The organism is Gibbsiella quercinecans, assembly GCF_002291425.1.
GTDB classification, from domain to species: Bacteria; Pseudomonadota; Gammaproteobacteria; order Enterobacterales; family Enterobacteriaceae; genus Gibbsiella; species Gibbsiella quercinecans.
Genome location: NZ_CP014136.1, coordinates 2,463,599 through 2,486,811, shown reverse-complemented (window position 1 = coordinate 2,486,811; position 23,213 = coordinate 2,463,599). Strand labels below are relative to the sequence as shown.

Here is a 23,213-nt window from a genome sequence, read left to right as displayed (position 1 = left end):
CCCGCCGCGCCGCCGGGAGCCTCTGCTATCAGGATGTGGCGCTGGGCGCACCTTCCGGCAGCGCCTGGCTTTTTGGCGTGCTGCTCAGCGTAAAGGCGGAGATTAACGTCACGCCCAGCGCCAGGCCGCCGAGGATCATATAGGTGCTGTGAAAACCAATCCGATCATACATATTGCCGGCAAAGGCGGACAGGAAGATTGCCGCGCCCTGTTTGGCAAACTGGAAGCCGATCAGGTAGATAGTCGCGGAAAGCCGGGTGTCAAAGATAGCGGTGATGTATTTGAAAGTCCCGACCAGCAGGAAGGGCACTTCCAGCGCGTGCAGCATTTTCAGCAGCACCACCTCCAGCGCGGTGGTGGCAAAGGAAGAGCCGATGATGCGGATCGACATGATCACCCCGGCCAGCAGCAGCGTATTTTTCGCCCCGATGCGGTTAATGATCCACGGCGAGCAGAACATGATCAGCGCATTGGCCAGTTCGCCGGCGGTGGTGACGTAACCGAACACTTCGGTGCCGCGCTGCGGTGAGCTAAAGAATGATTTAAAGAAGTTGGCGAACTGCTGATCGAACACATCATAGACGCAGGCGACGCCCACCACATACAGGATAAACAGCCACATTTTCGGCATTTTGAACAGCTCGGCGGCCATTTTGATCCTGAACTGCGGCTGGTTGGCCCCGAGCTGGTTCATCACCACGGCGGTGGGGTTTTCTTTGGGATCGGCCAGCAGCAGCAACAGCATCAGCAGGACGGACGCACCCGAACCCATCCAAAATACAATGTCCGGGTTGATGTTGAACAATACGCCGGCGGTCGAGGCGCAGATCCCCCAGCCAAAGCAGCCGAACATGCGCGCTTTGCCATATTCAAACGCGCTTTTGCGGCTGACCCTTTCGATATAGGCTTCTACGGCGCCGGCGCCGCCGGAAAACACAAAGCCGATGTAGGCCCCGCCGCTTAACGCGCCGAGCAGAATGTTGGTCTTGAGCAGCGGAGCGAAGACAAATAGGAAGAAGGGCGCAAAGAACAGCAGCAGCAGTGAAATGATCCACAGCAGATGTTTTTTCAGCCCCAGTTTGTCGGAAATAATGCCGAAAATCGGTTGGAACAGAATGGCAAACAGCGACAGGCAGGAGAAAACCAGCCCGGTTTCGGTTTTATTCAGGCCAATCACTTCCGACAGCCAAATCGGCAAGAACGGGAAGCAGGTGGCCATGATGAAAAAGTACAGGAAAAAGAAGGCGCCGAAGATCCAGAAGTTACGGTTGTTTTTGTAGGTACAGACGGTGGCGTTCATTGCTATTGTCCTTTCGCTACTACTGGCGATGAGCATGCGGCGGCGCCTGGCCGCCGCACTGGCTTTATTAAAGCTGTTCGATATTAATCAGCATGGCGCTTTCCGGATCCAGCACCGGCAGCGCCAACCCGGCCTGCGCCAGCCACTCACCGCTGGCTTCACACGGCTGTTTCATCCAGGCCGGCAGTTGGCGCATGGTGTGGCCGCCCTGCTGCTGGTGGATCAGCGCCGGGGTATCCAGCAGGCTGATGCAGTAGCGCGCCTGTGGGTTTAGCCCCGGGATGCGCAGGTTGCCCGGCAGGGTGTACTCCGGCATCGCCAACTGGCTGACCAGGATCACCGCGCGATCGCGCGTGGGGCTGATCACGCCGTTGATCAGCGTGTTTTTGTCGTGATGATCGATCCGCACCACGTCGCCGCTGTGCAGCAGCGGCCGCAAGGCTTTATGCAGCGCCACGTAGCGGGCAAAGCCCCGTTGCTCGTCTTCCCCTTCTTTAACCGGATCCAGCTCAATGCCCATGTGGCCGAACAACGCCGTCAGGCCGCGAAAGCCGATGCTGTGCTGGCGTTCGGTGGCGTGGCATTGGCGGTTGCCGATGTGCGCGCCCATCACTTCCGGCGGGAAAAAGTAGCTCATGCCGCGTTGGATGCTCTGGCGCTCCAGCGCATCGTTGTTGTCCGAGGTCCAGAAACGGTGGCTGCGTTTGAGCACTTCGTAATCGATGCGGCCGCCGCCGGATGCGCAGGATTCAAACTCCACCGCCGGGAAACGCTGTTGCAACGTATCCAGCAGCCGGTAAAACTGCGCCGTCTGTGCGGTCAGCGACGCGTGGCCCAGGTGCGCGGGCTGTACGATTTCGCGGTTCATGTCCCATTTCACATAGTCGATATCATGCGCGCTCAACAGCCACTCCAGGCGCGCCAGCAGGTAATCAAACACCTGCGGGTTGCACAGATCGAGCACGTACTGGTGGCGGCCAGTGGGCTGTTGGTAACCCGCCAGCCCCAGTACCCAGTCCGGGTGGGCGCGGTACAGGTCTGAATCCGGGTTAATCATTTCCGGCTCCACCCAGATGCCGAACTCCATCCCCAGACGTTTTACGTGGCCGATCACCGGTTCCAGGCCGTCGGGGTATTTGCGTTCGTCAAGATACCAGTCCCCCAGGGCGGCGCGATCGTGATCGCGGCCGCGGAACCAGCCATCGTCAATGATAAAGCGCTCGACGCCCAGTTCGGCGGCCTGGCTGGCCATGCGCATGATGTATTCCGGCTGGTGATCGAAATAGATGCCTTCCCAGGTGTTAAGGTGCACCGGGCGCGGCTTGTTGCCGGGGAAATGCAGAATGTGCTGGCGCACATAGCGGTGGAACTGCTGGCTCAGGGCCGTCAGGCCGCGTTGCGAGCAGGCGGCGTACAGCCACGGCGTGCTCAGGCTGGCATTTTCTTCCAGCGCCATTTCCCCCGGCAGATACAGCGCTTCGGCCTGCACCAGGCGTCGGCCGTCGGTTTTCACATCCGCGCGCAGGCGGTGATTGCCGCTCCAGCCAAGGTGCACGCCCCAGACTTCCCCTTGCTGCTCGCTAAAGCCGGCGGTGCCGATCATCATGCCGGGGAAGTATTCGTGCGAGGTGCGGCCGCGGCGGTTTTCCTGTTGGTAGCCGCCGTGCGCCAGCGGGATGCGGTGTGGTTGAAATTCGCGGATCCAACGGCCGTGGAACGCCATCACTTCGCCGGCGCGCTCCGGCAGCGGCAACGTTAGCGCCAGGCGGTTCAGCCAGTAACGCTCCGGCTTGGTGTTGGTCAGGGTGTGGCGCATTTGCAGTACGCTGCTGGCTGTATCCAGCACCAGTTCGCTATGCAACTGCAGCCCGGCCTGGCGATCTTCAGCCAGAATCTCCAGTTGTTGCCCGGTATGGATCACATCGCAGGTGGTAAATACCGGCGACCAGTCCAGGCCGTCCCGGTGGCCTTCAACGCCGGGTGCGCCAAACAGGCCACGGCCCGCTTCGGCCGCCAGCGTCAGCGGGGTGTCAACGTCCAGGCGGCCATTCGGCACCGGGCGCCCCAGGGTCAGCACGTCCTGGGCTGTAAAATCGCTCAGATGCGGCCCCCAGTAGAGGATTTCTGCAAACGGGGAACAGCGCACGATAACGTCGGTAGCGGCGCTGGTTAGCCGCACAACGGTAGCTTCCATGATCGGGTTCCTTAATAAGCCATATTTGTGTTCCGATCAATAATCCGAAACGTTTTGGATTAAAACCGAAACGTTTCGGATCTGTGATCTGACTGGGCAAAAATGATGCTTATGGAAGGCTAGACTGCGAGCGGCAGATCGTCCGGGCTGGGTTTCAGTACAGGTTGCCACAGCACCTGTAGCTGCTCCAGCGGCTGGCGTTGGATCAGGCCCACCGTCATTTCGGCGATCTGTTTGCCCACCTGTTCGCGCGTGGCTTGCACAATCGCTGTGACGGGCAGATCGAGCAGGCTGTCCGGCGGCAGCCCGTCGTAGACCACCAGCGGAACCCCACCCGGCCCTAGGCGGCCAGCGTCGCGCAGCGCCATCGCCGCGCCTTCGCCGTGGCCGTTGCAATCGGTGATGATCGCCGTCGGCGGCGTGGCCTGCGCCAGCAACTGTTGGGTGGCAAGATAGCCGGCGCGCCGGCTGGGGGTAATGCGGCACAGGTATTCTTCATGCAGCGGCAGTTGGTTGGCCGCCAACCCGTCCAGATAGCCCTGGCGGCGTTGGCTGATAAAGGATTGGTGATTATTTTCCCCGAGATAGGCAATACGGCGGTGGCCAAGGTGCGCCAGGTAGTCCACCGCCATTTTGCAACCTGCGTGGTTGTCAAAGTCAAACCACGCGTAGTCGCCTTCTAACTGGCTGCGGCCGAGCGCCAGAAACGGGAAGTTCAGGCGTTGCAGCTGGTGCAGGCGCGGATCGTCATTCAGCGTGTGCGCCACGATCAGCGCATCCACCCGCTTACTTTCGATCAGGCGCGTAAAGGACAAATGCGGTGCTTCATCGGCAACCAGCAGCAGATCGATCTCGTGTTGCACCAGTTCATTGCTGATGCAGCCGACCATTTCCATAAAGGTGGCGTTGCCGAACGGATGGGAATTGAAGGGGAAAACCAGGCCAACGGCGTCGATCTTGCCCATTTTCAGACGGCGCGCCAGCGTATTCGGGCGGTATCCCATCTGGTTTGCCATTGTCTCCACCCGCTGACGCGTTTTTTGCGCCACATCATCGTAGCCGTTCAGCGCGCGGCTGACGGTCGTTATGGACAGGCCAAGTTCCTTGGCGATCGCTTTCAGGGACATAACATTCTCTGCTGAAAAATGACGGAAAGGGCAAGGCGAGAGTATCACAGGGCGCGGTGTTGGCGGGAGTAGCAGGGCCAGGAAATACGCCCTGGCCCAGGGCCGGTTAGCCTTGCTGGCCGGGGGCGGCGGCAAACCAATGCATGATCAGGGTAAAGGCGTGGGTTTCTGCATTGTAGATACGCGCGGCCTGTTGGAACCCCTGCTTGCGATAAAAGGCGCAGGCGCGATGATTTTCTTCGTAAACTTCCAGGCTCAACCAACGATAGCGGCACTGGACAAATTGCATCAGCGCCTGGCCCACCTGGCGGCCGTAAAAGGCCTGTTCTACGAACAACCCACCGACAAAGCGCTCTTCCAGGATGCTGATAAAGCCGACGATGCTGCCCGCGTGCAAATAAACCCAGGTTTTCGCCTGCGGCAAATAGCGTTCCCGCACCAGCCAGGTGCTCTGCCGCCAATAGCTTTCCGGCACGAACGGATGGGCCGCTATGGTGCTGATCAGCCACAGTTGTATCAGCCGTTCTGTATCTTCCCGGCAAGCGGCGCGGATCAGGCCCGGCATGATGCCGGATGGCAGATGCATTGGGTAAGATGATCGTTCACCAGCCCGCAGGCCTGCATAAAGGCATAGCAGGTGGTGGAGCCGATAAACTTGAAGCCGCGTTTTTTCAGCGCTTTGGACATGGCATCGGACTGCGGCGTCTTTGCCGGCACCTGGGCCAGCGTTTCCCAGTGGTTCAGCAGGGGTTTGCCATCGACAAATTGCCAGATGAACGCCACAAAGTCTTCGCCGGCGGCCTCCATCGCCAGATAGGCCCTGGCATTGTTGATGATGGCTTCAATTTTGCCCCGGTGGCGGATAATGCCGCTATTTTGCAGCAGGGCTTCTATGTCTTGCTCGGTCATGGCGGCAATGTGCTGCGGATCGAACTGGTGGAAGGCCCGGCGATAGTTTTCCCGTTTTTTCAGCACCGTGATCCAGGAAAGCCCAGCCTGTTGGCCCTCAAGACATAGCATTTCAAACAGCGCTTGGCCGCTGAGCGTGGGTTGGCCCCATTCATTGTCGTGGTAATCGATATACAACGGATCGGCTGTTACCCAGCCACAGCGTTTGTCTGTCATGCTGAATGCCCTTTTACTGTGTTTATTTACAGGTAATCATCGCCTGAAGCGGCCGGTTTGGCAAGTGTCTGTGGGTAAGATCATTGCTCAAGATTGCCCTGCTGCAGTTAATGGCAGCAGAGGTAACCAATAGGGTTAGAGCTGAATTTTTTTCAGAAAGGGCGTAGCGGTCATATAAGAAAGTACAGTGTCTGACTGTACTTTAGTACAACTATCATTTGCTGATAAAAACTCTTATCGTTATCAACAAGAGACTGAGTGCTCAAAAAAATACAAAAAAAAACTGATCCTGTTACCAGGATCAGCTAGCCATTTGGCCAACACCAGGGAAAATAGTTTAATTATTATCGTATCACCATAGATTATTTGTCAATTTCTTTCTCTTGCGTCAGTAATGTCGTCGGGGAAGTTATTGTTTTTTTTATGAAACTCAGATATTTCTTTGTTCTATGCAATTTAGAATTTTCCTATACTGTTAGTGGTATTTTCTTGGCCTATCGTTTTCTCTTCATAGAATGTTCATTGTTAATAATTTCAATTTAATTGATAAAAATCAATGCACTGGCACACATACTTGTGTCGCTAGACATTATTATTGAACATTTCTTTATATATCTTTCACCCGGTTTTCATCTTTGTATTTTTACAGACTGAAAATTTGTTTCATTGTGATAATATATCAAAGCTAATGTAATCATAAGTTAGTATATCCGTGCTTATTAGCAATGAAGGTTGTTTAGTCGTGTTTTACTTGATGGTTTGATTAAAGACTTTTTAATTATGCTAAATTATAATTGTATGTTATAGTTTAGCATAATTAATGTATTTTTTTAAGGAGATGGTTACGTGTCTATATCATTTTTTGATAATGAGTTTATCAACACCTCCATAAAAAATCATTTGGAAAGGAAGTTAAGCGAATATAATAATATTAAATATGCTTATGCAATAATGAATAAACGAAACCCGGCTAATTTTGAAATAATATCTAACCGGACAGAGTGGTTCGAGTTTTACAAAAATAATAATTATCAATTTATCGATCCAGTACTGATTATGGCATCGCACCGTATCACCCCTTTCTCTTGGGATGAAAATATAATGATCAGTTCAGGATTAAAACTCCCCAAGATTTTTGATATGGCGAAGAATTACAATATCATAAATGGATATACATTTGTGCTTCACGATCATTATCATAATCTTGTTGTCTTATCTCTTATCCTTGATGAGAATTGCGGGGATGATCTCGAGGGTAAAATAGAACAAGATAAAGACAAAATTCAAATGTTATTGATTACTACGCATGAGAAGCTCACAGAGCATTATCAGGAGCTGAATAGTCCTGATGATTTTGAGAAAATGAACAAAAAGGAGATATTCTCAAAGCGTGAGAATGAAATTATTTACTGGGCGAGTATGGGTAAATCCTATCCGGAAATTGCACTTATCTTGGGGATTAAGCTCACCACAGTAAAATATCATATTGGCAATGCCGTTAAAAAGCTAGGCGTTACCAATGCTAAACATGCCATAAGGCTTGGGATCGAGCTGCAGCTCATCAGACCGATTCTCCCGGATGCTGAGTGATAGTGGCCACGCATCTAGGCCGTTTTTGTTTGAGAGTAGCTCGTGCTTTTGGATGCGGTTAATGAGTGTTTGCTGGTTTTTATTATCTACGGGCATATAAATCAGGTAAATTTTCTGGTTCTTTTCTGACATCCCCTGTTCAACGATAGAAATTTTCCAACCGGAGCGCTGGAATATGATTAGCATTGGATGACTGATAATCGCATAAATCCCCTCATAATTTTTATCGCGGGCATAGTTGATCATGGATAAGAAAAGGATTGAACTAATTGGGTGTTGATGAAGCTGAAAGGAACGCACACGTTGTTTATCAATAAATAATCTGCTGGCTTCAAGGTAGTTACCTTCTGGAATATTGATTTTATTAAAATAATGCTTAAAGGTGCCTGTGATCATATTATTATATCTTGTTTCAATAAACCGCATGCTGCAAATAATAAGATTGTCACAGACGCCGAAAAGATACGTAGTATGTGAGTTGTCATACTCGTCGAATTCCATATTATTTTTGCAGTTTACAATCCAGTCGAGACGATCTTTAAACGTTTTTTTTCTAAGAGAGAATAACTCTGCAGATCTATTTTCAGAAAGTAGATCGTAATTCACATTGAAAATCTCTATCATTCTATTTTTTTCCTAATAAAATCAACCATGCTTTTTTATTTGCAATTCTTATAGCTAAGAATACCAAATTATAGCTAATAAGTAAATTTAGGCTATTTCAATAGTAGCTTGTCAAATATTAAAATAGAGGGGATTTATCTTTTTTATAACGTATTATTCTGTGAAAAAAATGTGCAAAAAATACTCGTGCAGCACCCGGAATAAAGTAGCGTTGTAGATGCGTTGGCTTTGCTCTTTGGCCCATCGTTGCGCTTGTCTTGATGAACTGCTGAGCACTTTGCTTGCTTTCACCCTGAGTGTGTTGGCGAGATATGGGGCTGCCGGCAGCCTTGGCACTGGCGATTTCCCCGGCCTTTTGGCGGCCAAAACCGCTTTTTGTTTGATGATTCGCACTTGATGCTGGATTGTGGCTGTATATCTTACGGTCAACGGGTATACTTGCGCATTCAATCTAAAACCACTTGTACCGCGTGCGAATTCAACATGCAAAAGTTTGATACCAAGACCTTTCAGGGCCTGATCCTGACACTGCAGGACTATTGGGCGCGCCAGGGCTGTACCATTGTTCAACCATTGGACATGGAAGTCGGCGCGGGTACCTCCCACCCTATGACGTGCCTGCGTGCGCTTGGCCCAGAGCCGATCGCCGCTGCCTATGTGCAACCTTCACGCCGCCCGACCGACGGTCGCTACGGCGAAAACCCTAACCGCTTGCAGCACTACTACCAGTTCCAGGTGATCATTAAGCCATCGCCGGAAAATATTCAGGAACTGTATCTGGGCTCGCTGAGAGAGCTGGGGTTGGATCCCACCATCCATGACATCCGCTTCGTTGAAGACAACTGGGAAAACCCGACGCTCGGCGCCTGGGGCCTGGGTTGGGAAGTGTGGCTGAACGGGATGGAAGTGACGCAGTTCACCTACTTCCAGCAAGTGGGCGGCCTGGAATGCAAACCGGTTACCGGCGAGATCACCTACGGCCTGGAGCGCCTGGCGATGTACATCCAGGGCGTGGACAGCGTTTACGATCTGGTGTGGAGCAATGGCCCGCTGGGCGTCACCACCTACGGCGATGTGTTCCACCAGAACGAAGTGGAGCAGTCCACCTATAACTTCGAATACGCCGACGTCGATTTCCTGTTCACCTGCTTCGAGCAGTATGAAAAAGAAGCGCAAAAGCTGCTGGCGCTGGAAAAACCGCTGCCGCTGCCGGCTTACGAACGTATCCTGAAGGCTGCCCATACCTTCAACCTGCTGGATGCACGCAAGGCGATCTCGGTTACCGAGCGCCAGCGTTATATTCTGCGTATCCGCACGCTGACCAAAGCCGTTGCCGAGGCCTACTACGCTTCCCGCGAAGCGCTGGGCTTCCCGATGTGTAAAAAGAATTAAGAGGCAGCCATGACACAACAGACTTTCCTGGTGGAAATCGGCACGGAAGAGCTGCCGCCGAAGGCTCTTCGTTCACTGGCAGAAGCTTTTGCCGCTAATTTTACCGCCGAACTGGACAACGCCAGCCTTGAACACGGCGCCGTCACTTGGTTTGCCGCGCCGCGCCGTCTGGCGCTGAAAGTGGCCAACCTGAGCGCCGCTCAGGCCGATCGCACCGTTGAAAAACGCGGCCCGGCGATTGCCCAGGCGTTCGACGCCGAAGGCCGCCCAAGCAAAGCGGCCGAAGGCTGGGCGCGCGGCTGCGGCATCAGCGTTGATCAGGCGGAACGCCTGAAAACCGACAAAGGCGAATGGCTGCTGTACCGCGCCCACGTGAAGGGGCTGTCGGCGCAGGAACTGCTGGTCGATATGGTCAGCAATGCACTGAGCAAACTGCCGATTCCAAAATTGATGCGCTGGGCCGATAAAGAAACCCAGTTTGTGCGGCCGGTGCACACCGTTACCCTGCTGTTGGGCGAGCAGGTGATCCCAGGCACCATCCTGGGCATCGAATCCGGGCGCACCCTGCGCGGCCACCGATTCATGGGCGAAGCGGAATTCACCATCAACAACGCCGACCAATATCCGCAGATCCTGCTGGAGCGCGGCAAAGTGGTGGCGGATTACGCCGTGCGTAAAGCCATCATCAAGCGCGATGCCGAACTGGCGGCGCAAAAGATTGGCGGCAAAGCCGATCTGAGCGAGAGCCTGCTGGAAGAAGTGGCGTCGCTGGTGGAATGGCCGGTGGTGCTGACAGCCAAATTCGAAGAGAAATTCCTGGCGGTGCCGGCGGAAGCGCTGGTCTACACCATGAAGGGCGACCAGAAGTACTTCCCGGTGTATGACGCCGCGGGCAAACTGCTGCCGAACTTCATTTTTGTTGCCAACATCGAATCCAAAGATCCGCAGCAAATCATCGCCGGTAACGAAAAAGTGGTGCGCCCGCGCCTGGCGGACGCCGAGTTCTTCTTCAATACCGACCGCAAGCAACGCCTGGAAGACAACCTGCCGCGCCTGGAAACCGTGCTGTTCCAACAGCAACTGGGTTCGCTGCGCGACAAGACCGACCGCATTCAGGCGCTGTCGGGCTGGGTTGCCGGCCAGATTGGCGCCGACGTCAACCACGCTACCCGCGCCGGGTTGCTGTCGAAGTGCGATCTGATGACCAACATGGTGTTCGAATTCACCGATACTCAGGGCGTGATGGGCATGCACTACGCGCGCCATGACGGTGAGGCCGAAGATGTGGCGGTGGCGCTGAATGAACAGTATCAGCCGCGCTTCTCCGGCGACGATCTGCCGCATTCCCTGGTGGCGTGCTCGCTGGCGATCGCCGACAAGATGGACACCCTGGCCGGTATTTTCGGCATCGGGCAACATCCGAAAGGCGATAAAGACCCGTTCGCCCTGCGCCGTGCCGCGCTCGGTGTGCTGCGCATCATCGTTGAGAAAAACCTGCCGTTGGATCTGCAAACCCTGGCGGAAGAGGCGGTGCGCCTGTATGGCGATAAGCTGACCAACGCCAATGTGGTCGACGACGTGGTGGAATTCATGCTGGGCCGCTTCCGCGCATGGTATCAGGAAGAAGGCCACGCGGTGGACACCATTCAGGCCGTGCTGGCACGCCGGCCGACCAAACCGGCGGATTTCGACGCGCGGGTGAAAGCTGTGAGCCATTTCCGCACCCTGGATGCGGCGGCGGCGCTGGCGGCAGCCAACAAGCGCGTTTCCAACATCCTGGCCAAGTCTTCCGATACGCTGAATGACGAAGTCCAGGCGTCGGTGCTGAAAGATCCGGCCGAGCTGCAACTGGCCACCCACGTGGTGGTGCTGCGCGATAAGCTGCAACCGCTGTTTGCCGCCGGCCGTTATCAGGAAGCGCTGGTGGAACTGGCCGCGCTGCGCGAGCCGGTCGATGCGTTCTTTGATAGCGTGATGGTGATGGCGGAAGATAACGACGTGCGCGTCAACCGCCTGACGCTGCTGAGCAAGCTGCGCGAGCTGTTCCTGCAGGTGGCGGATATTTCCGTGCTGCAGTAAGCGTTGCCGCAGTAAAACAGGAATGCCAGCCGGTTATGCCGGCTGGCATTTTTTTATGTTACGCCGCGCTGATTTCGATCAGCATCAACAACTGCCCGGCCTGTACCTGGCTGCCCGCCGGGCGGTTAAGCGCACGCACCACCCCGGCCACCGGGGCGGCGATCGGTATCTCCATTTTCATCGATTCCAGAATTCCCAGCGTTTGCCCTTCCTGCACCGTTTCACCGGGCGTGACCAACCACTGCCACACGCTGCCTGCCACCAGGCTGTCCACCCCATGGCAGTTCTCCGGAATGGTTTCCTGTTCCAGCGGCTGCTGCTCCTGCTGGCTGCTGTCAAAGGTGAACTGGCCGTCGGCGCGCCAGCGCGCCAGTTCGGCATCAAACGCCCGCTGGCGCCGCTGTGCAAAGGCCGTAATTTCCGCCTGCTGCTGCGCAAGAAACGCCTGATATTGCGACAGGCTGAAGCTGCCTTCCTCCACCCGTAGCGGGTAATCGCCGTACGGGAAGCGTTCGCGGATGTCGAGCAGCTCCTCTGCGCTCACCGGGTAAAAACGCAGTTGATCGAAGAAACGCAGCAGCCACGGCTGGTTGAATTCCGGGGTTTGGCGATCGCGGTTCCACATTTGCAACGTGCGGCCGACGAACTGGTAGCCGCCGGGCCCTTCCATGCCGTACACGCACAGATAGGCGCCGCCGATACCGACGGAGTTTTCCGCCGTCCAGGTGCGCGCCGGGTTGTATTTGGTGGTTACCAGCCGGTGGCGCGGATCGAGCGGGGTGGCGACCGGTGCGCCCAGATAGACATCCCCCAGCCCCATCACCAGATAACGGGCGTTGAACACGATCTCTTTGACCTGCTCCACCGAATCCAGACCGTTGATGCGGCGGATAAACTCAATGTTGCTCGGGCACCAGGGCGCGCCGGGGCGCACCGACTGGGTATATTTGGCGATGGCTTCATGGCAGGCGGCGTCATCCCAACTGAGCGGCAGCCACACGGTGCGCGAAGGCACCTGCGCGCCCTGCAGATCGCCCAGCTGTTGTTCCGCCGCTTGCAGGTGCGCCAGCAAGCGCTCGCGCGGGCAGCGCAGCGCGTCGAAATGGATCTGCAGCGAGCGGATACCCGGCGTCAGTTCCAGCATGCCCGGCAGCGGGTGCTGTTCCAGCCACTGCATCAGCGCATGCACCCGGAAGCGTAACGCAATATCCAGCACCTGTTCGCCATACTCCAGCAGCAGGAAGCGATCGCCGGCGCGGCGGCAGGTCACCGCCGGCAAGCCGCCGTGCGCGGCGCGGTGGAACAGAATCGGGTTGCCCGGCGCAGCCGGCGGTATGTGCACAGGCGCGGCCGGCAGCGCGGCGATGTCCTCTTCCGCCCGTTGGGCGAAGCGGTCGGCATCTTCCAGCGTCACGGGGATAAAGCGCAGGGTATCGCCGGCCTTGAGCTGGCCGAGCTTCCACAAATCGGCGTGGATCACCGTTGCCGGGCAGACGAAACCGCCGAGCGACGGGCCGTCCGGCCCCAGGATCACCGGCATATCGCCGGTGAAGTCGATGGTGCCGAAGGCGTAGGCGTTGTCGTGGATGTTGGACGGGTGCATGCCCGCTTCGCCGCCGTCGCTGCGCGCCCACTGCGGTTTAGGGCCGATCAAGCGCACGCCGGTGCGGCTGGAGTTGTAATGCACCTGCCACTCGGCGGCGAAAAAGGCGCTGATATCGCTGTCGGTGAAGAATTCCGGCGCGCCGTGCGGCCCGTAGATCACCCGCAGTTGCCAGGTATTCCGCCACGGCGGCGCCATCTCGGCCGGCAGCGCCTGTGCGCTGCAGTGCGCCGGGGCCGCCAGGTGCAGCACATCGCCGCTGCGCAGTGCGCGCCCGGCATGGCCGCCGAAACGGCCCAGGGTGAAGGTGCTGCGGCTGCCCAGATAGGCCGGGCAATCCACGCCGCCGGCCAGCAGCAGGTAGCTGCGGCAACCGGCGCCGCTCACCTTGCCCAGCGCCAGCGTTTGGCCGGCTTTGGCGTTCACCACTTGCCACAGTGGCAAGGGCTGGCCGTCGAGAGTGGCGTCAATCTGCGCGCCGGTAATCGCCAAGGCGCAATCGCAATTAACGCGCAGCGTCGGCCCGCGCAGGGTGATCTCCAGCCCGGCCGCCTGCGGATCGTTGCCCAGCAGGCGGTTGCCGATCCTGAATGAGCGGCCGTCGAATGGCCCGGAAGGCGGCACGCCGATATGCCAGTAACCGATGCGCCCGGGCGCGTCCTGAACGCTGGTTAGGGTGCCGGGGCTGAGCACGTCCAGCGTCGCTGGCCGGTATATCACCGTGCCAAGGGTGGCGGTAATGAGAGTGCCGTCGCGCACCGCGGGCAGCGTTAACAGGTGGCGCAGGTAGCCGAGGTTGGTTTCCACGCCGTACAGCGTGGTCTGGGCGAGGGTAGTTTGCAGCGCCGTCAGCGCGCTGGCGCGATCGGCGGCGTGAACGATGACCTTAGCCAGCATCGGATCGTACAGCGCGGGCACTTCGCTGCCGCTGTCGACCCAGGTGTCGATCCGCAACCGGGCGCCGGGCGCTTGCTGCGGGAACGCCACCTGGCTCAACAGCCCGGCGCACGGCTGGAACTGCTTGGCGGCGTCTTCGGCGTATAGCCGCACCTGCACCGCATGGCCCTGCGCCGGCGGCACGTTAAGGGCCGGCAGGCAACCGGCGCCCAGCTCCACCATCCAGCGCACAATGTCCACGCCATACACCATTTCGGTGACGCCGTGTTCCACCTGCAGCCGGGTGTTGACCTCCAGAAAGTAGAAGCGATCCTGGGCGACATCGTAAACGAACTCCACCGTGCCGGCGCTGCGGTAGTTGACCGCCTGGCACAGCCGCACCGCGGTTTGGTGCAGCGCGCTGCGCACCTCATCACTGAGGTGCGGCGCCGGGGTTTCTTCGATCACTTTCTGGTTGCGGCGCTGCGCCGAGCAGTCACGCTCGCCCAGGGCGATCACTTGGCCCGCGCCGTCGCCGAAAATTTGCACTTCGATGTGCCGGGCCTGGGCCACAAATTTTTCCACAAACACGCCGTCGTTGGCGAAGTTATTGCCCGCCAGCCGTTTGACGTGGGTAAACGCTTTGGCCAGCGCCTGGGCATCGTCGCAGCGCTGCATACCGATACCGCCGCCGCCGGCGGTGCTTTTCAGCATCACCGGGTAGCCCATCGCCGCTGCGGCGCTCAACGCCTGCTGCTCGCTGGTCAGCAGATCGCTGCCCGGCAGCAGCGGCACCTGGTTTTGCTGCGCCAACGCCCGCGCCCGGTGTTTAAGGCCGAACGCCGCCATCTGTTCCACCGTAGGGCCGAGAAACACGATCTGTGCCTGTTCGCAGCGGGTGACGAAGCCGGCGTTTTCACTGAGAAAACCATAGCCGGGATGGATGGCCTGTGCGCCGGCGCGCTGTGCGATGGCAATGAGCTTGTCCTGATTGAGATAGGTTTCGCGCACGCTGCCTTCGCCCAGGCTGAAAGCGCAATCGGCATGACGGACGTGCAGCGAATGGCGATCGGCTTCGGCGTAGACCGCAATGGCTTTGATGCCGAGCTGTTGCAGTGTGCGGATGATGCGCACGGCGATTGCGCCCCGGTTGGCGATCAATACGCAGTTGAACATGGTGCGTTCTCTTTCAAAGGCAGGCCGTCCTGCGTTTTGTTATGCGATGGCGGGTCGTCCCGTCATGTTCCCTGACTCGCCCCCAGGAAAAAGGGGCCGTTCCCGTGCGATTAGGGTTACCAGACTTCCACTTCAATCGGCGTCGGGTTGTAAGCGTTGCACGGGTTGTTCAACTGCGGGCAGTTGGAGATCAGCACCAGTACGTTCATTTTCGCCACCAGCTCGACGTATTTCCCCGGCGCGGAAAGCCCGTCGGCGAAGGTCAGGCCACCTTCCGCGGTGACCGGCACGTTCATAAAGAAATTGATGTTATGGGTGATGTCGCGCTTGGTCAGGCCGTATTCCGGGTGTTCGGCGATCGCCAGCATCCAACTGTCGCGGCAGGCGTGCATATGGCGTTTTTCCAGATCGTAGCGCACGGTGTTGCTTTCGGTGGAGCAGGCGCCGCCCAGGGTGTCGTGGCGGCCGCAGGTGTCGCCGACGATCTCCAACATCGGGCGATCGTCGTTGGAGCGCAGCACGGTGCCCAGGCCCAGGTACAGGTTTTGCTGGCCGCGCAGGGTATCCATGGCGCTGTAGCGCTCGGCGGTGTCATCGGCGTTGAAGAACAGCGTATCCGCCGCCTGGTTGCCTTCCAGATCGGTGATGCGCAGCGTTTGCCCGGCGTTGACGCGGTACAGCCAGTAATCGCCGGCGCCGATGGTTTTGCGGTAAACGGAAGGGGTTGCGGTGTTCATCATCAGGCTCCTGCGTAGTAGAGGTGGTTGTTGGCCAGGCCGCGGCGGTTTTCCTCGATGGTCAGGCAGTGTTCCGGCAGCGGCGCGCTACCGGCCAGCAGGGCGATGCCGACCGCGCCGCGCGGGTATTGGGCGGCGGTGGACAACGGGTGCGGGCAGGTGTGCAGCAGCACCAGCGCGTCCATCGCAAAGCGCAGCGTGACGCTGGCGCCGGGGTGCGGCGTTGCCGCCAGGCGCAGGTTGCCGTCGGCGTCGGCCTCCACGCGGGAGAACAGATTGAGGCTGGCGGCCATATCGCGTTTGCCCAGGCCGTATTTCGCCAGTTCGGTCAGCAGGCTGTCATAGCCGTTCTGGTGGCGTTCGTTCCGCGCCTGTTGGTAATCCAGTGTGCCGAACTGTTTGGCTACCTGCGCGGCGTTGCTGGTGCCGCAGACGGTGTCGTGCCAGCCGGCGTCATCCTGTTCAATGCCGCAGAAGATGCGGCCCATATCGGAATACAGGCAGTGCCCGGCGGTCAGGCGGAACGTGTGCTGGCACTTCAGCGTATCAGCGGCGTTGTAGCGTTCCAGCAGGTTCTCCGGGTTGTAGAACAACATGCCGACGTTGGCGCCGCCGGTAATATCGGTGATCCGCAGCGCCATGCCGCGGCGCACGCGCAGCGACCAGTGGGCGCCGGCGGGCAATTGGGTTTGGTACAGGCTGTCTGTCATCATTCTCTCCTTTTAGCGTTCAGGCCCGTTGGGCCGGCGGATAGACCAGGCTGCTCACGTGCTCGATCGGCACGGCGGGCGTGCGGTCGAGCGGGATGTCATAGGTGATGCTGGCGCCGTATGCGTCCGGGGCCTGCGGATCGTGGCGCAGTTTGTCGAATACCCACAGGCGCGAGCCGAGGGAAAACCCTTCTTTCAGATCGTGGGTGATCATAAAGATCGTCAGGCGGTGCTGTTGCCACAGTTCGGTGATCAACTGGTGCATATCGGCGCGGATGCCGGGATCGAGCGCGCCGAACGGTTCGTCCAGCAACAGGATGCGCGGCTTTTTCATCAGCGCCTGTGCCAGCGCCAGCCGTTGCTGCATACCGCCCGAAAGCTGGTGCGGGTATTTTTGCAGCGCCTGGCCCAGCCCCACCTGTTGCAGCATGGCGGCGGCCCGCTCGGCGATGGCGCGGCGTTTGCTTCCCCACACGCGGCCGAGCAGGCGCGCCTGGCTGAATTCATCGCCCAGCATCACGTTTTCCTGGGCGTTGAGGTGTGGGAAAACCGAATAGCGCTGGAACACCACGCCGCGGTCTTCCCCTGGTTCCTGGCGGATCGGCTGGCCGTCCAGCAGCAGTTGGCCGCGGCTGGGGGATTCGGTGCCGAGCATCATTTTCAGGAAGGTGGTTTTCCCGCAGCCGGAGGCGCCGACGATCGACACGAACTCGCCTTCTTCCACGCTGGCGTTGACCCGCTCCAGCACCACCTGGGCGCCGTAATGTTTTTCCAACTGCTTCATTACTAACAGGCTCATGGGGTGTTCCTTAGCGTGCGTAATACCAGGGCCAACAGCGGCGGCTGATGCTGCTGAGCAACACATCCAGCAGGAAGGCCAGTAGCGTGATCCAGGCGACGTAAGGCAGGATCACATCCATTGCCAGATAGCGGCGCATCAGGAAGATGCGGTAGCCCAGCCCTTCGGTGGAGGCAATGGCCTCGGCGGCGATCAGGAACAGCCAGGCAGAACAGAGCGACAGGCGCACGGCTTCCAGCAGGCGCGGCAGCAGCTGCGGCAGGATGATGCGCCACAGGATCTGGCCGCTGTGCGCCCCTAACGTCAGCGCCTTGATCAGCTGTTCTTGCGGAATGGCCTGTACCCGCTGCTGCAAGTCGCGGGCGATAAACGGCGCCACGCCGATCACGATCAGCACCACTTTAGAGACTTCCCCCAGCCCGAACACAATGAACAGGATGGGCAGCACCGCCAGCGGCGGGATTAACGCAAAAAGCGTGATCAGCGGCGACAGCAGGGCGCGTACCGCGGGCAGGGCGCCGCAGAATACCCCGAGCGCCAGCCCCAGCCCGCTGCTGATCAGAATGCCGATCAGCAGGCGCAGCAGGCTGGCGCCGGTATCGATCCACATCAGGTATTCCCCGGTGCGCGGGCTGGGCTGCAGCGCCATGCGCGCCAGCGCGTCGCCCATGCTGCCAAAGCTCGGCAGCAGTTTGTCGGAGGCATTAGCCGCCAGCCGTGCGTCGGAAGCCATCAGGTAGATCACCGTCAGCAGCAACAGCGGCAGAAAGCCGAGCAGTACCCGTGACAGCCTGTCCGGCTGGTAGTTAATGATTTTTTTCATCATCGGCCCCGTGGCTTTACAACTGGTTGGCTGCCGCCAGCTTCAGGTAGCTGTCATCAAAATGCAGTTTGATGTTGCCGGCGTTGCCCCAGGTGCCAGCCGGCGTGCTGATGCCCACCACGTCGGCGCTGGGGGCGTTATCGCCCAGCAGCCCATGACGGAAGGAGAACTCCGCCACCGCCTGCATGGTGGTTTTCAACTGGGCGTTCTGAGTAAACGCCAATGCCTGTTGCGGCGTGCTGAACAGATGGGTGGCCGCTAACTGCTGGTCGAAGCCGGCCAGATCGGTGCCGGAGGCCTGCGCCATTTGGCTGCGTGCGGCCACCGCTTCGGCGCTGTCGCCCGCCATGGTGCGCAGGGTTTCATACCAGGCGCCGGTCAGCGCTTTGCCAAGCTCGGGGTGTTTTTGCAGCGTAGCGCGGTTGACCACCAGCAGATCGAGGATCTCGCCGGGGATTTGCGCGGAAGAGAACAGCAGGTGGCTGTCGGGTTGCTGTTTGGCGGCGGCCAGCAGCGGGTTCCAGGTGACGATCGCTTTCACGCTCGGCGTACTGAAAGCGGAGACCAGATCGGCGTCGGCGGTATTGACCACCTGCACGTCTTTTTCGCTCATGCCGGCCTTTTCCAATGCGCGCGCCAGCAGGTAATGCGAAACGGAAAGCTCCACCAGGTTGATCGGCTGCCCTTTCAGCGCCGCCATATCGCCCTGGCCCTTGATCAGGATGCCGTCATTGCCGTTGGAGTAGTCGCCGACGATCAGCGCCGTGCTGTCCACGCCGCCGGCGGCGGGAATGGTCAGCGCGTCCATGTTGGTCATGGTGCAGCCGTCAAAGCTGCCGGCGGTATATTGGTTGACCGACTCGATGTAGTCGTTGATCTGAACGAACTGGATATCAATGCCGTATTTATCGGCCCATTTTTTGACGATGCCGTGCTGCTGGGCGTAATCCCAGGGCATCCAGCCCACATAGACGGACCAACAGAGTTTGAAACTGGGTTTGGCGCTCGCCAGGGTCGGCAGGCTGGCCAACAGGGCGCTCAATAAGACGGTGCCCTGCAGCAGGCGTTGGCAGAATTTAATCATGTGATGTCCTCTGACGTTAACCACGGAATAAAGGCAGGTCGGCGGCGAGAACGATCTCGCGTTGGCCTCCCGGGCTTTTATCCCGCCGTGTAACCGCCAGAGGGCGGTCGGCCACTCTCGGACCAGCGCCTGTTGCCAGACCGGAACCCTAGTGACCTATTGCAAATTGTCGTGCGACAACGGTGACCCGCTACCGCTCCTGCAGGCAGGAATTAAGCAAGATACTTGCCAGTTTGTGAAGAAATCGCCTATCCGGCTTGTTTTATCAGGTTATTTGTTCGCCATTGACGTGCTGCGCTATTCGGTGAATGATGGGCGGGCGGTCGCTTTTGGCGCAGCCTGCACTACGGCGAAGCATTTCACCGCGCAATGGGCGCACCATGGTGAATCGCGTATCGCATTGCCGGCAGTTGATCTATTCTTATAGGCGCACGGAGTGCGGCAAAAGGCATGGAGCCCGATGAAAAAGTACGTTTATAACAGGAGTTATGTCACATGGCGGTAGGGATCCAGAGCAGAAGCCTGATGCGTTGGTTGGTGCCGGTATTGGCATTGTTGGCAGTCCTGCAGTTGACTGCCTGTGGCGATAAAGAGCCGGAACAGCGCAAGGCGTTCATTGATTACTTACAAAATACCGTGATGCGCAGCGGCGTGAGAATTCCCACGCTGAGCGAAGATCAAAAGCAGAAGTTCGGCAATTATGCCGGCGATTATGCGATTTTAGTCGGCTTTTCCCAGCAGTTATCCAAATCGGTGGACGCCAGCCTGACGCCGGCGCTGGATCTGGTTAATCAGGTCCGCGTCGCGCCAGACTATATCGCCAAGCGCGATGCGCTACAGCAGTCCGTCGGTGCGTTGAACCTGCTCGGCCAGCAGATTCAGTCGGCGAAATCGCAGGCGGACACGGCACGCGCGGCGTTGAAGCAGCCGGACGATCTGAAGGCCGTGTACAACCAGGTGTATGACAAGGTGGTCACCGATCCAGCCAACGCGCTGATGCCGGCTATCCCAACCACCGCCACGTTCCTGCAGGATTTGGTGCAGGTGGGGGATTTCCTGCAGGCGCAGGGTAACCAGGTGAGCTTCAACAACGGCGGTGTGCAGTTCCGCACCCAGCAACAGGCGGCGCAGTACAACACCATGATGTCGAACCTGGTGGCGCGCCAGCAGAACCTGTTGAATGCGCAGAGCACCGTGCAGCGCGTGATGCAGTAACCGTAAAGCCAGCGGCGGCGCCCGTGCAGGGCGCTACCACCGGGGCGGGGCTTAACCCGCCTCCATTTCGCGTTTAAATACCGCCAGCGTATGGGCCTTGACCCGAATGAACTCCGGATCGCTCATGGCTTCGGCGTTGCGTGGGCGTGCCAGGTTGAACGGCACAATCTCCGCCACCTGGGTGGGGCGCCGCGTCAGCAGCAGGATCTCATCGGCGAGGAAAACCGCGTCTTCCAGATCGTGCGAGACAATCAGCATGGTAACGCCGGTCGCCAGCTGCACTTGTTGCAGTTTGTCGCGAATAAACAGCGTCATTTCAAAATCGAGTGCGGAAAACGGCTCGTCCAGGAACATCACCTCCGGCTTAACCGCCAGCGCGCGCATGATGCACACGGTTTGCTGTTGGCCGCCGGAAAGCTCATACGGGTAGCGGTTCAGATCAAAACGGATATCAAACATTTGCGCCAGTTCTTCCACCCGCGCTTTGACTTCTCTTTCTTTCATGCCGCGCCGTTTCAGCGGGTAGGCGATGTTTTTCCAGGCGCTCATCCAGGGGAACAGCGCATCGCGGTAGTTTTGGAACACGTAGCCGATATTGGTTTCGGAAAGCTTTTTGCCGTCGAACAGAATCTGCCCTTGATCGAGCGGCAGCAAGCCGGCAATCATGTTCATCAGCGTTGATTTGCCGCAGCCGTTGGGGCCGAAAATGGAAACGATCTTTCCCCTGGGCAGATCCAGATTCAGATCGCTATACAGGGGTTGGCCGGCGAAGGATTTATACAGCCCGCGGATGGTGACGTGGGTGTTGGGCTTTGGCCAGGATGGATTACTCATGCTTTGCCACTCCAGTGTACGCAGCGTTTTTCAATTAACAAAAATGCCAGGTTAAGCAGATAGCCAAAGGCGCCGGTCAGCAGAATGGATGCATACATATCCTTGATATTAAACAACTGCTGAGCATCAATAATGCGGTGGCCAAGGCCGGTTTCCGAGCCGATAAACATTTCCGCGACGATGACGATGACCAACGCCATCGAGACGCCGGTTCGCAGCCCAACGAAGGTTTGCGGCAGGCTTTCCATCAGCATGATGTCTTTGAAGATATGCCAGCGGGGCACCCCCATGACGTGGGCCGCCATGATGCGGGTCTTTTTGGCATTCATCACCCCGTAGGCGCTGTTAAACAGGATGACCAACACCGCGGCGAAAGCGGCGATGGCGATTTTATTGGCATCGGTGATGCCGAAAATCAGCATAAACAGCGGGATCATGGCCGATGAGGGCGTGGAACGGAAGAAATCCACCAGGAACTCCACGCTGCGGTAAACGCGCTCATTGCTGCCCAGAATCACACCCAACGGCACGCCGATCACGGCGGAAAACACAAAGGCCATCATCGTGCGGTACAGCGTGGCGCCGATGTCCTGGTTCATGCCGCCGCTCACCAGCGCTTCGAACAAATAGCGCAGCGTTTCCACCGGTGAAGGCAGCAGCACCGGGTTGAGCCATTTGGCGCTCACCGCCGTTTGCCATAATACAAACAGGATGGCAGGCCCGATCAGGGGTAAGAGCCTGTTTCCCCAATTTTTGGTCATATCATCCCTCTACGCACGATAAATCAGTGATGCAACGTCTACCGGTTTGCTGAAAATCTTGCGCTCGGTGAACACGTCGTAAAATTTCTGGAACCACTGCAGATTGTCGCCGGTGAGCTGGTCATACATGACAAAGCCGGGCAGCGGCACTTCATGCACCAGCGCCGGCTCAATGCCGGTATAGCCCGCCACGTATTGGCGCGAAGCCTCCGGCTGTTGCTGAATAAACTCAACCGCCTGGCCGTATGCCTGGGTGAACAGCTGCGCCCGCTGTGGGTTGGCGCTGATAAAGCTGCTGGTCAGCGCCGCCGCGCCGCCGAACCAAGGGGCGCTGGCATCGCCTAGCACGTATTTGGAAATTACGCCGGTTTCCAACACCTTGCCCATCCCCTTGATGCGCGCCACCGTACCGGTCGGCTCCAGGGTATACACCCCGTCGATTTGCCCGGCGGCCAGCGATGGCGCATGCTGGCCCACCGGCAACTCGATGACTTTGGTGTCGCTGAAGCCGTTTTTTTCCAGAATGATTTTCGTCATGGTCACGTTCTGGATGCCGGGGCCGCAGGCGATACGCTTGCCCTGCAGATCCGAAATGCGCGTTGCGCTACTGTTGACCGGCACCAGGAACTCGTCCAACACCATTTTTTCATTGGATGGGTTCGAGCAGATGATTTTGAATAGCTCTGGGCTGGTGATGGCGCCAAGACCCAGCGCGCCGGTAGCGGTGCCGTTAGCGCAGCCGTGAATACGGCCGGTGATCATCGCTTCCACGACCTGTTGCGGGCTGGCGAACTTCACGGCCTTCACGTTCAACCCTGCCTGTTTGAAAATGCCTCTTTCAACGCCGGTGTACAGCGGCAACCCGCCGACAATCGGCCAGTAGCCGATAAGGATTTCATCATCGGCCGCCAAGGCCGGCGTGCTGTGCAGCATGCTGGCCAAGGTTATGCCGCCCAAACTTAGGGCGGATAACTTCATTAACCGACGACGCTGAATATCAATTTTTTCATCATTATGGTCGCGCATAACTATTCCCCAGTGTTATTGACAGGATACAAACTTGTATACAAGGCCAGCTAACGTATGCAGAACTTATGCCAAAAATAAAAAACAAGGTAATACAACAGGATGTAACGTTTTTGGCCCAAGCGGCGCACCGCAATG

20 protein-coding genes and 1 riboswitch are annotated in these 23,213 nt (G+C 57.9%); of the genes, 5 read left to right on the top strand and 15 right to left on the bottom strand.

Features of this window, described 5'->3' with window-relative positions; genetic code table 11:
* Window positions 1–28 precede the first annotated feature (28 nt).
* The 5 genes from ACN28Q_RS11490 to ACN28Q_RS11470 form a co-directional block, all read right to left on the bottom strand.
* Window positions 29–1,300 carry an MFS transporter gene (locus ACN28Q_RS11490; RefSeq protein ID WP_095846468.1) on the bottom strand — a complete coding sequence of 424 codons (1,272 nt, stop codon included), beginning with the start codon at window positions 1,298–1,300 and terminating at the stop codon, window positions 29–31.
* 67 nt (window positions 1,301–1,367) lie between these two features.
* On the bottom strand, window positions 1,368–3,494 hold the full coding sequence (locus ACN28Q_RS11485) for an alpha-galactosidase (RefSeq protein WP_095846467.1): 2,127 nt from the start codon (window positions 3,492–3,494) through the stop codon (window positions 1,368–1,370).
* Between the two features lie 119 nt (window positions 3,495–3,613).
* Entirely contained in the window at window positions 3,614–4,621 is a 1,008-nt protein-coding gene (locus ACN28Q_RS11480; RefSeq protein ID WP_095846466.1) for a LacI family DNA-binding transcriptional regulator, read from the bottom strand.
* Window positions 4,622–4,727: 106 nt separating this feature from the next.
* Window positions 4,728–5,207, bottom strand: coding sequence for an N-acetyltransferase (locus tag ACN28Q_RS11475; protein ID WP_413541218.1), 480 nt, complete (start codon window positions 5,205–5,207; stop codon window positions 4,728–4,730).
* Window positions 5,174–5,746 (bottom strand): DNA-3-methyladenine glycosylase I, encoded by a 573-nt coding sequence (locus ACN28Q_RS11470; protein ID WP_095846464.1) that lies wholly within the window; start codon window positions 5,744–5,746, stop codon window positions 5,174–5,176. Before ACN28Q_RS11470 ends, ACN28Q_RS11475 begins: the two co-directional genes overlap by 34 nt.
* Window positions 5,747–6,592: 846 nt before the next feature.
* Between ACN28Q_RS11470 and ACN28Q_RS11465 the strand changes: the two genes are divergently transcribed.
* On the top strand, window positions 6,593–7,336 hold the full coding sequence (locus ACN28Q_RS11465; protein ID WP_095846463.1) for a helix-turn-helix transcriptional regulator: 744 nt from the start codon (window positions 6,593–6,595) through the stop codon (window positions 7,334–7,336).
* Here ACN28Q_RS11465 and ACN28Q_RS11460 read toward each other — a convergent pair.
* The gene (locus ACN28Q_RS11460) at window positions 7,253–7,960 is read right to left on the bottom strand and encodes an acyl-homoserine-lactone synthase (RefSeq protein WP_095846462.1); all 708 of its coding nucleotides are present in this window, start codon (window positions 7,958–7,960) and stop codon (window positions 7,253–7,255) included. The genes ACN28Q_RS11465 and ACN28Q_RS11460 overlap by 84 nt on opposite strands.
* A 483-nt stretch (window positions 7,961–8,443) precedes the next feature.
* On the opposite strand from ACN28Q_RS11460, the gene glyQ reads away from it, so the two are divergent.
* The gene (gene glyQ, locus ACN28Q_RS11455; RefSeq protein ID WP_095849004.1) at window positions 8,444–9,352 is read left to right on the top strand and encodes a glycine--tRNA ligase subunit alpha; all 909 of its coding nucleotides are present in this window, start codon (window positions 8,444–8,446) and stop codon (window positions 9,350–9,352) included.
* A gap of 9 nt (window positions 9,353–9,361) precedes the next feature.
* The gene (gene glyS, locus ACN28Q_RS11450; protein ID WP_095846461.1) at window positions 9,362–11,431 is read left to right on the top strand and encodes a glycine--tRNA ligase subunit beta; all 2,070 of its coding nucleotides are present in this window, start codon (window positions 9,362–9,364) and stop codon (window positions 11,429–11,431) included.
* A 58-nt stretch (window positions 11,432–11,489) separates the two neighbouring features.
* On the opposite strand, the gene uca is transcribed toward glyS, so the two are convergent.
* From uca to ACN28Q_RS11420, 6 genes are all read right to left on the bottom strand, one after another.
* Window positions 11,490–15,086, bottom strand: coding sequence for an urea carboxylase (gene uca, locus ACN28Q_RS11445; protein WP_095846460.1), 3,597 nt, complete (start codon window positions 15,084–15,086; stop codon window positions 11,490–11,492).
* Window positions 15,087–15,202: 116 nt separating this feature from the next.
* Window positions 15,203–15,826, bottom strand: a complete 624-nt coding sequence (locus ACN28Q_RS11440; RefSeq protein ID WP_095846459.1) for an urea amidolyase associated protein UAAP2 — start codon at window positions 15,824–15,826, stop codon at window positions 15,203–15,205.
* Complete coding sequence (locus ACN28Q_RS11435) at window positions 15,826–16,533, bottom strand: urea amidolyase associated protein UAAP1 (RefSeq protein WP_095846458.1); 708 nt, start codon at window positions 16,531–16,533, stop codon at window positions 15,826–15,828. The genes ACN28Q_RS11440 and ACN28Q_RS11435 overlap by 1 nt, the downstream gene beginning before the upstream one ends.
* 19 nt (window positions 16,534–16,552) lie before the next feature.
* On the bottom strand, window positions 16,553–17,332 hold the full coding sequence (locus ACN28Q_RS11430; protein WP_095846457.1) for an ATP-binding cassette domain-containing protein: 780 nt from the start codon (window positions 17,330–17,332) through the stop codon (window positions 16,553–16,555).
* A 10-nt stretch (window positions 17,333–17,342) separates the two neighbouring features.
* Entirely contained in the window at window positions 17,343–18,155 is an 813-nt protein-coding gene (locus tag ACN28Q_RS11425) for an ABC transporter permease (protein ID WP_095846456.1), read from the bottom strand.
* A 16-nt stretch (window positions 18,156–18,171) separates the two neighbouring features.
* Window positions 18,172–19,239: a putative urea ABC transporter substrate-binding protein gene (locus tag ACN28Q_RS11420; RefSeq protein ID WP_095846455.1), complete on the bottom strand. Its 1,068-nt coding sequence runs from the start codon at window positions 19,237–19,239 to the stop codon at window positions 18,172–18,174.
* 64 nt (window positions 19,240–19,303) lie between these two features.
* Window positions 19,304–19,402: riboswitch (guanidine-I (ykkC/yxkD leader) on the bottom strand.
* Between ACN28Q_RS11420 and ACN28Q_RS11415 the strand changes: the two genes are divergently transcribed.
* Window positions 19,391–19,666 carry a hypothetical protein gene (locus ACN28Q_RS11415; protein ID WP_095846454.1) on the top strand — a complete coding sequence of 92 codons (276 nt, stop codon included), beginning with the start codon at window positions 19,391–19,393 and terminating at the stop codon, window positions 19,664–19,666. Its footprint overlaps the riboswitch before it by 12 nt.
* A 68-nt stretch (window positions 19,667–19,734) precedes the next feature.
* Window positions 19,735–20,454, top strand: coding sequence for a DUF3053 domain-containing protein (locus tag ACN28Q_RS11410; RefSeq protein WP_095846453.1), 720 nt, complete (start codon window positions 19,735–19,737; stop codon window positions 20,452–20,454).
* A 51-nt stretch (window positions 20,455–20,505) separates the two neighbouring features.
* Here the strand turns inward: ACN28Q_RS11410 and ACN28Q_RS11405 are convergent, their stop codons facing one another.
* From ACN28Q_RS11405 to ACN28Q_RS11395, 3 genes are read right to left on the bottom strand one after another with little or no spacing between them, the layout of a single operon-like run.
* The gene (locus ACN28Q_RS11405) at window positions 20,506–21,288 is read right to left on the bottom strand and encodes an ABC transporter ATP-binding protein (protein WP_095846452.1); all 783 of its coding nucleotides are present in this window, start codon (window positions 21,286–21,288) and stop codon (window positions 20,506–20,508) included.
* Entirely contained in the window at window positions 21,285–22,049 is a 765-nt protein-coding gene (locus ACN28Q_RS11400; RefSeq protein ID WP_095846451.1) for an ABC transporter permease, read from the bottom strand. The genes ACN28Q_RS11405 and ACN28Q_RS11400 overlap by 4 nt, the downstream gene beginning before the upstream one ends.
* Window positions 22,050–22,058: 9 nt before the next feature.
* Complete coding sequence (locus ACN28Q_RS11395; RefSeq protein ID WP_095846450.1) at window positions 22,059–23,075, bottom strand: ABC transporter substrate-binding protein; 1,017 nt, start codon at window positions 23,073–23,075, stop codon at window positions 22,059–22,061.
* Window positions 23,076–23,213 lie beyond the last annotated feature (138 nt).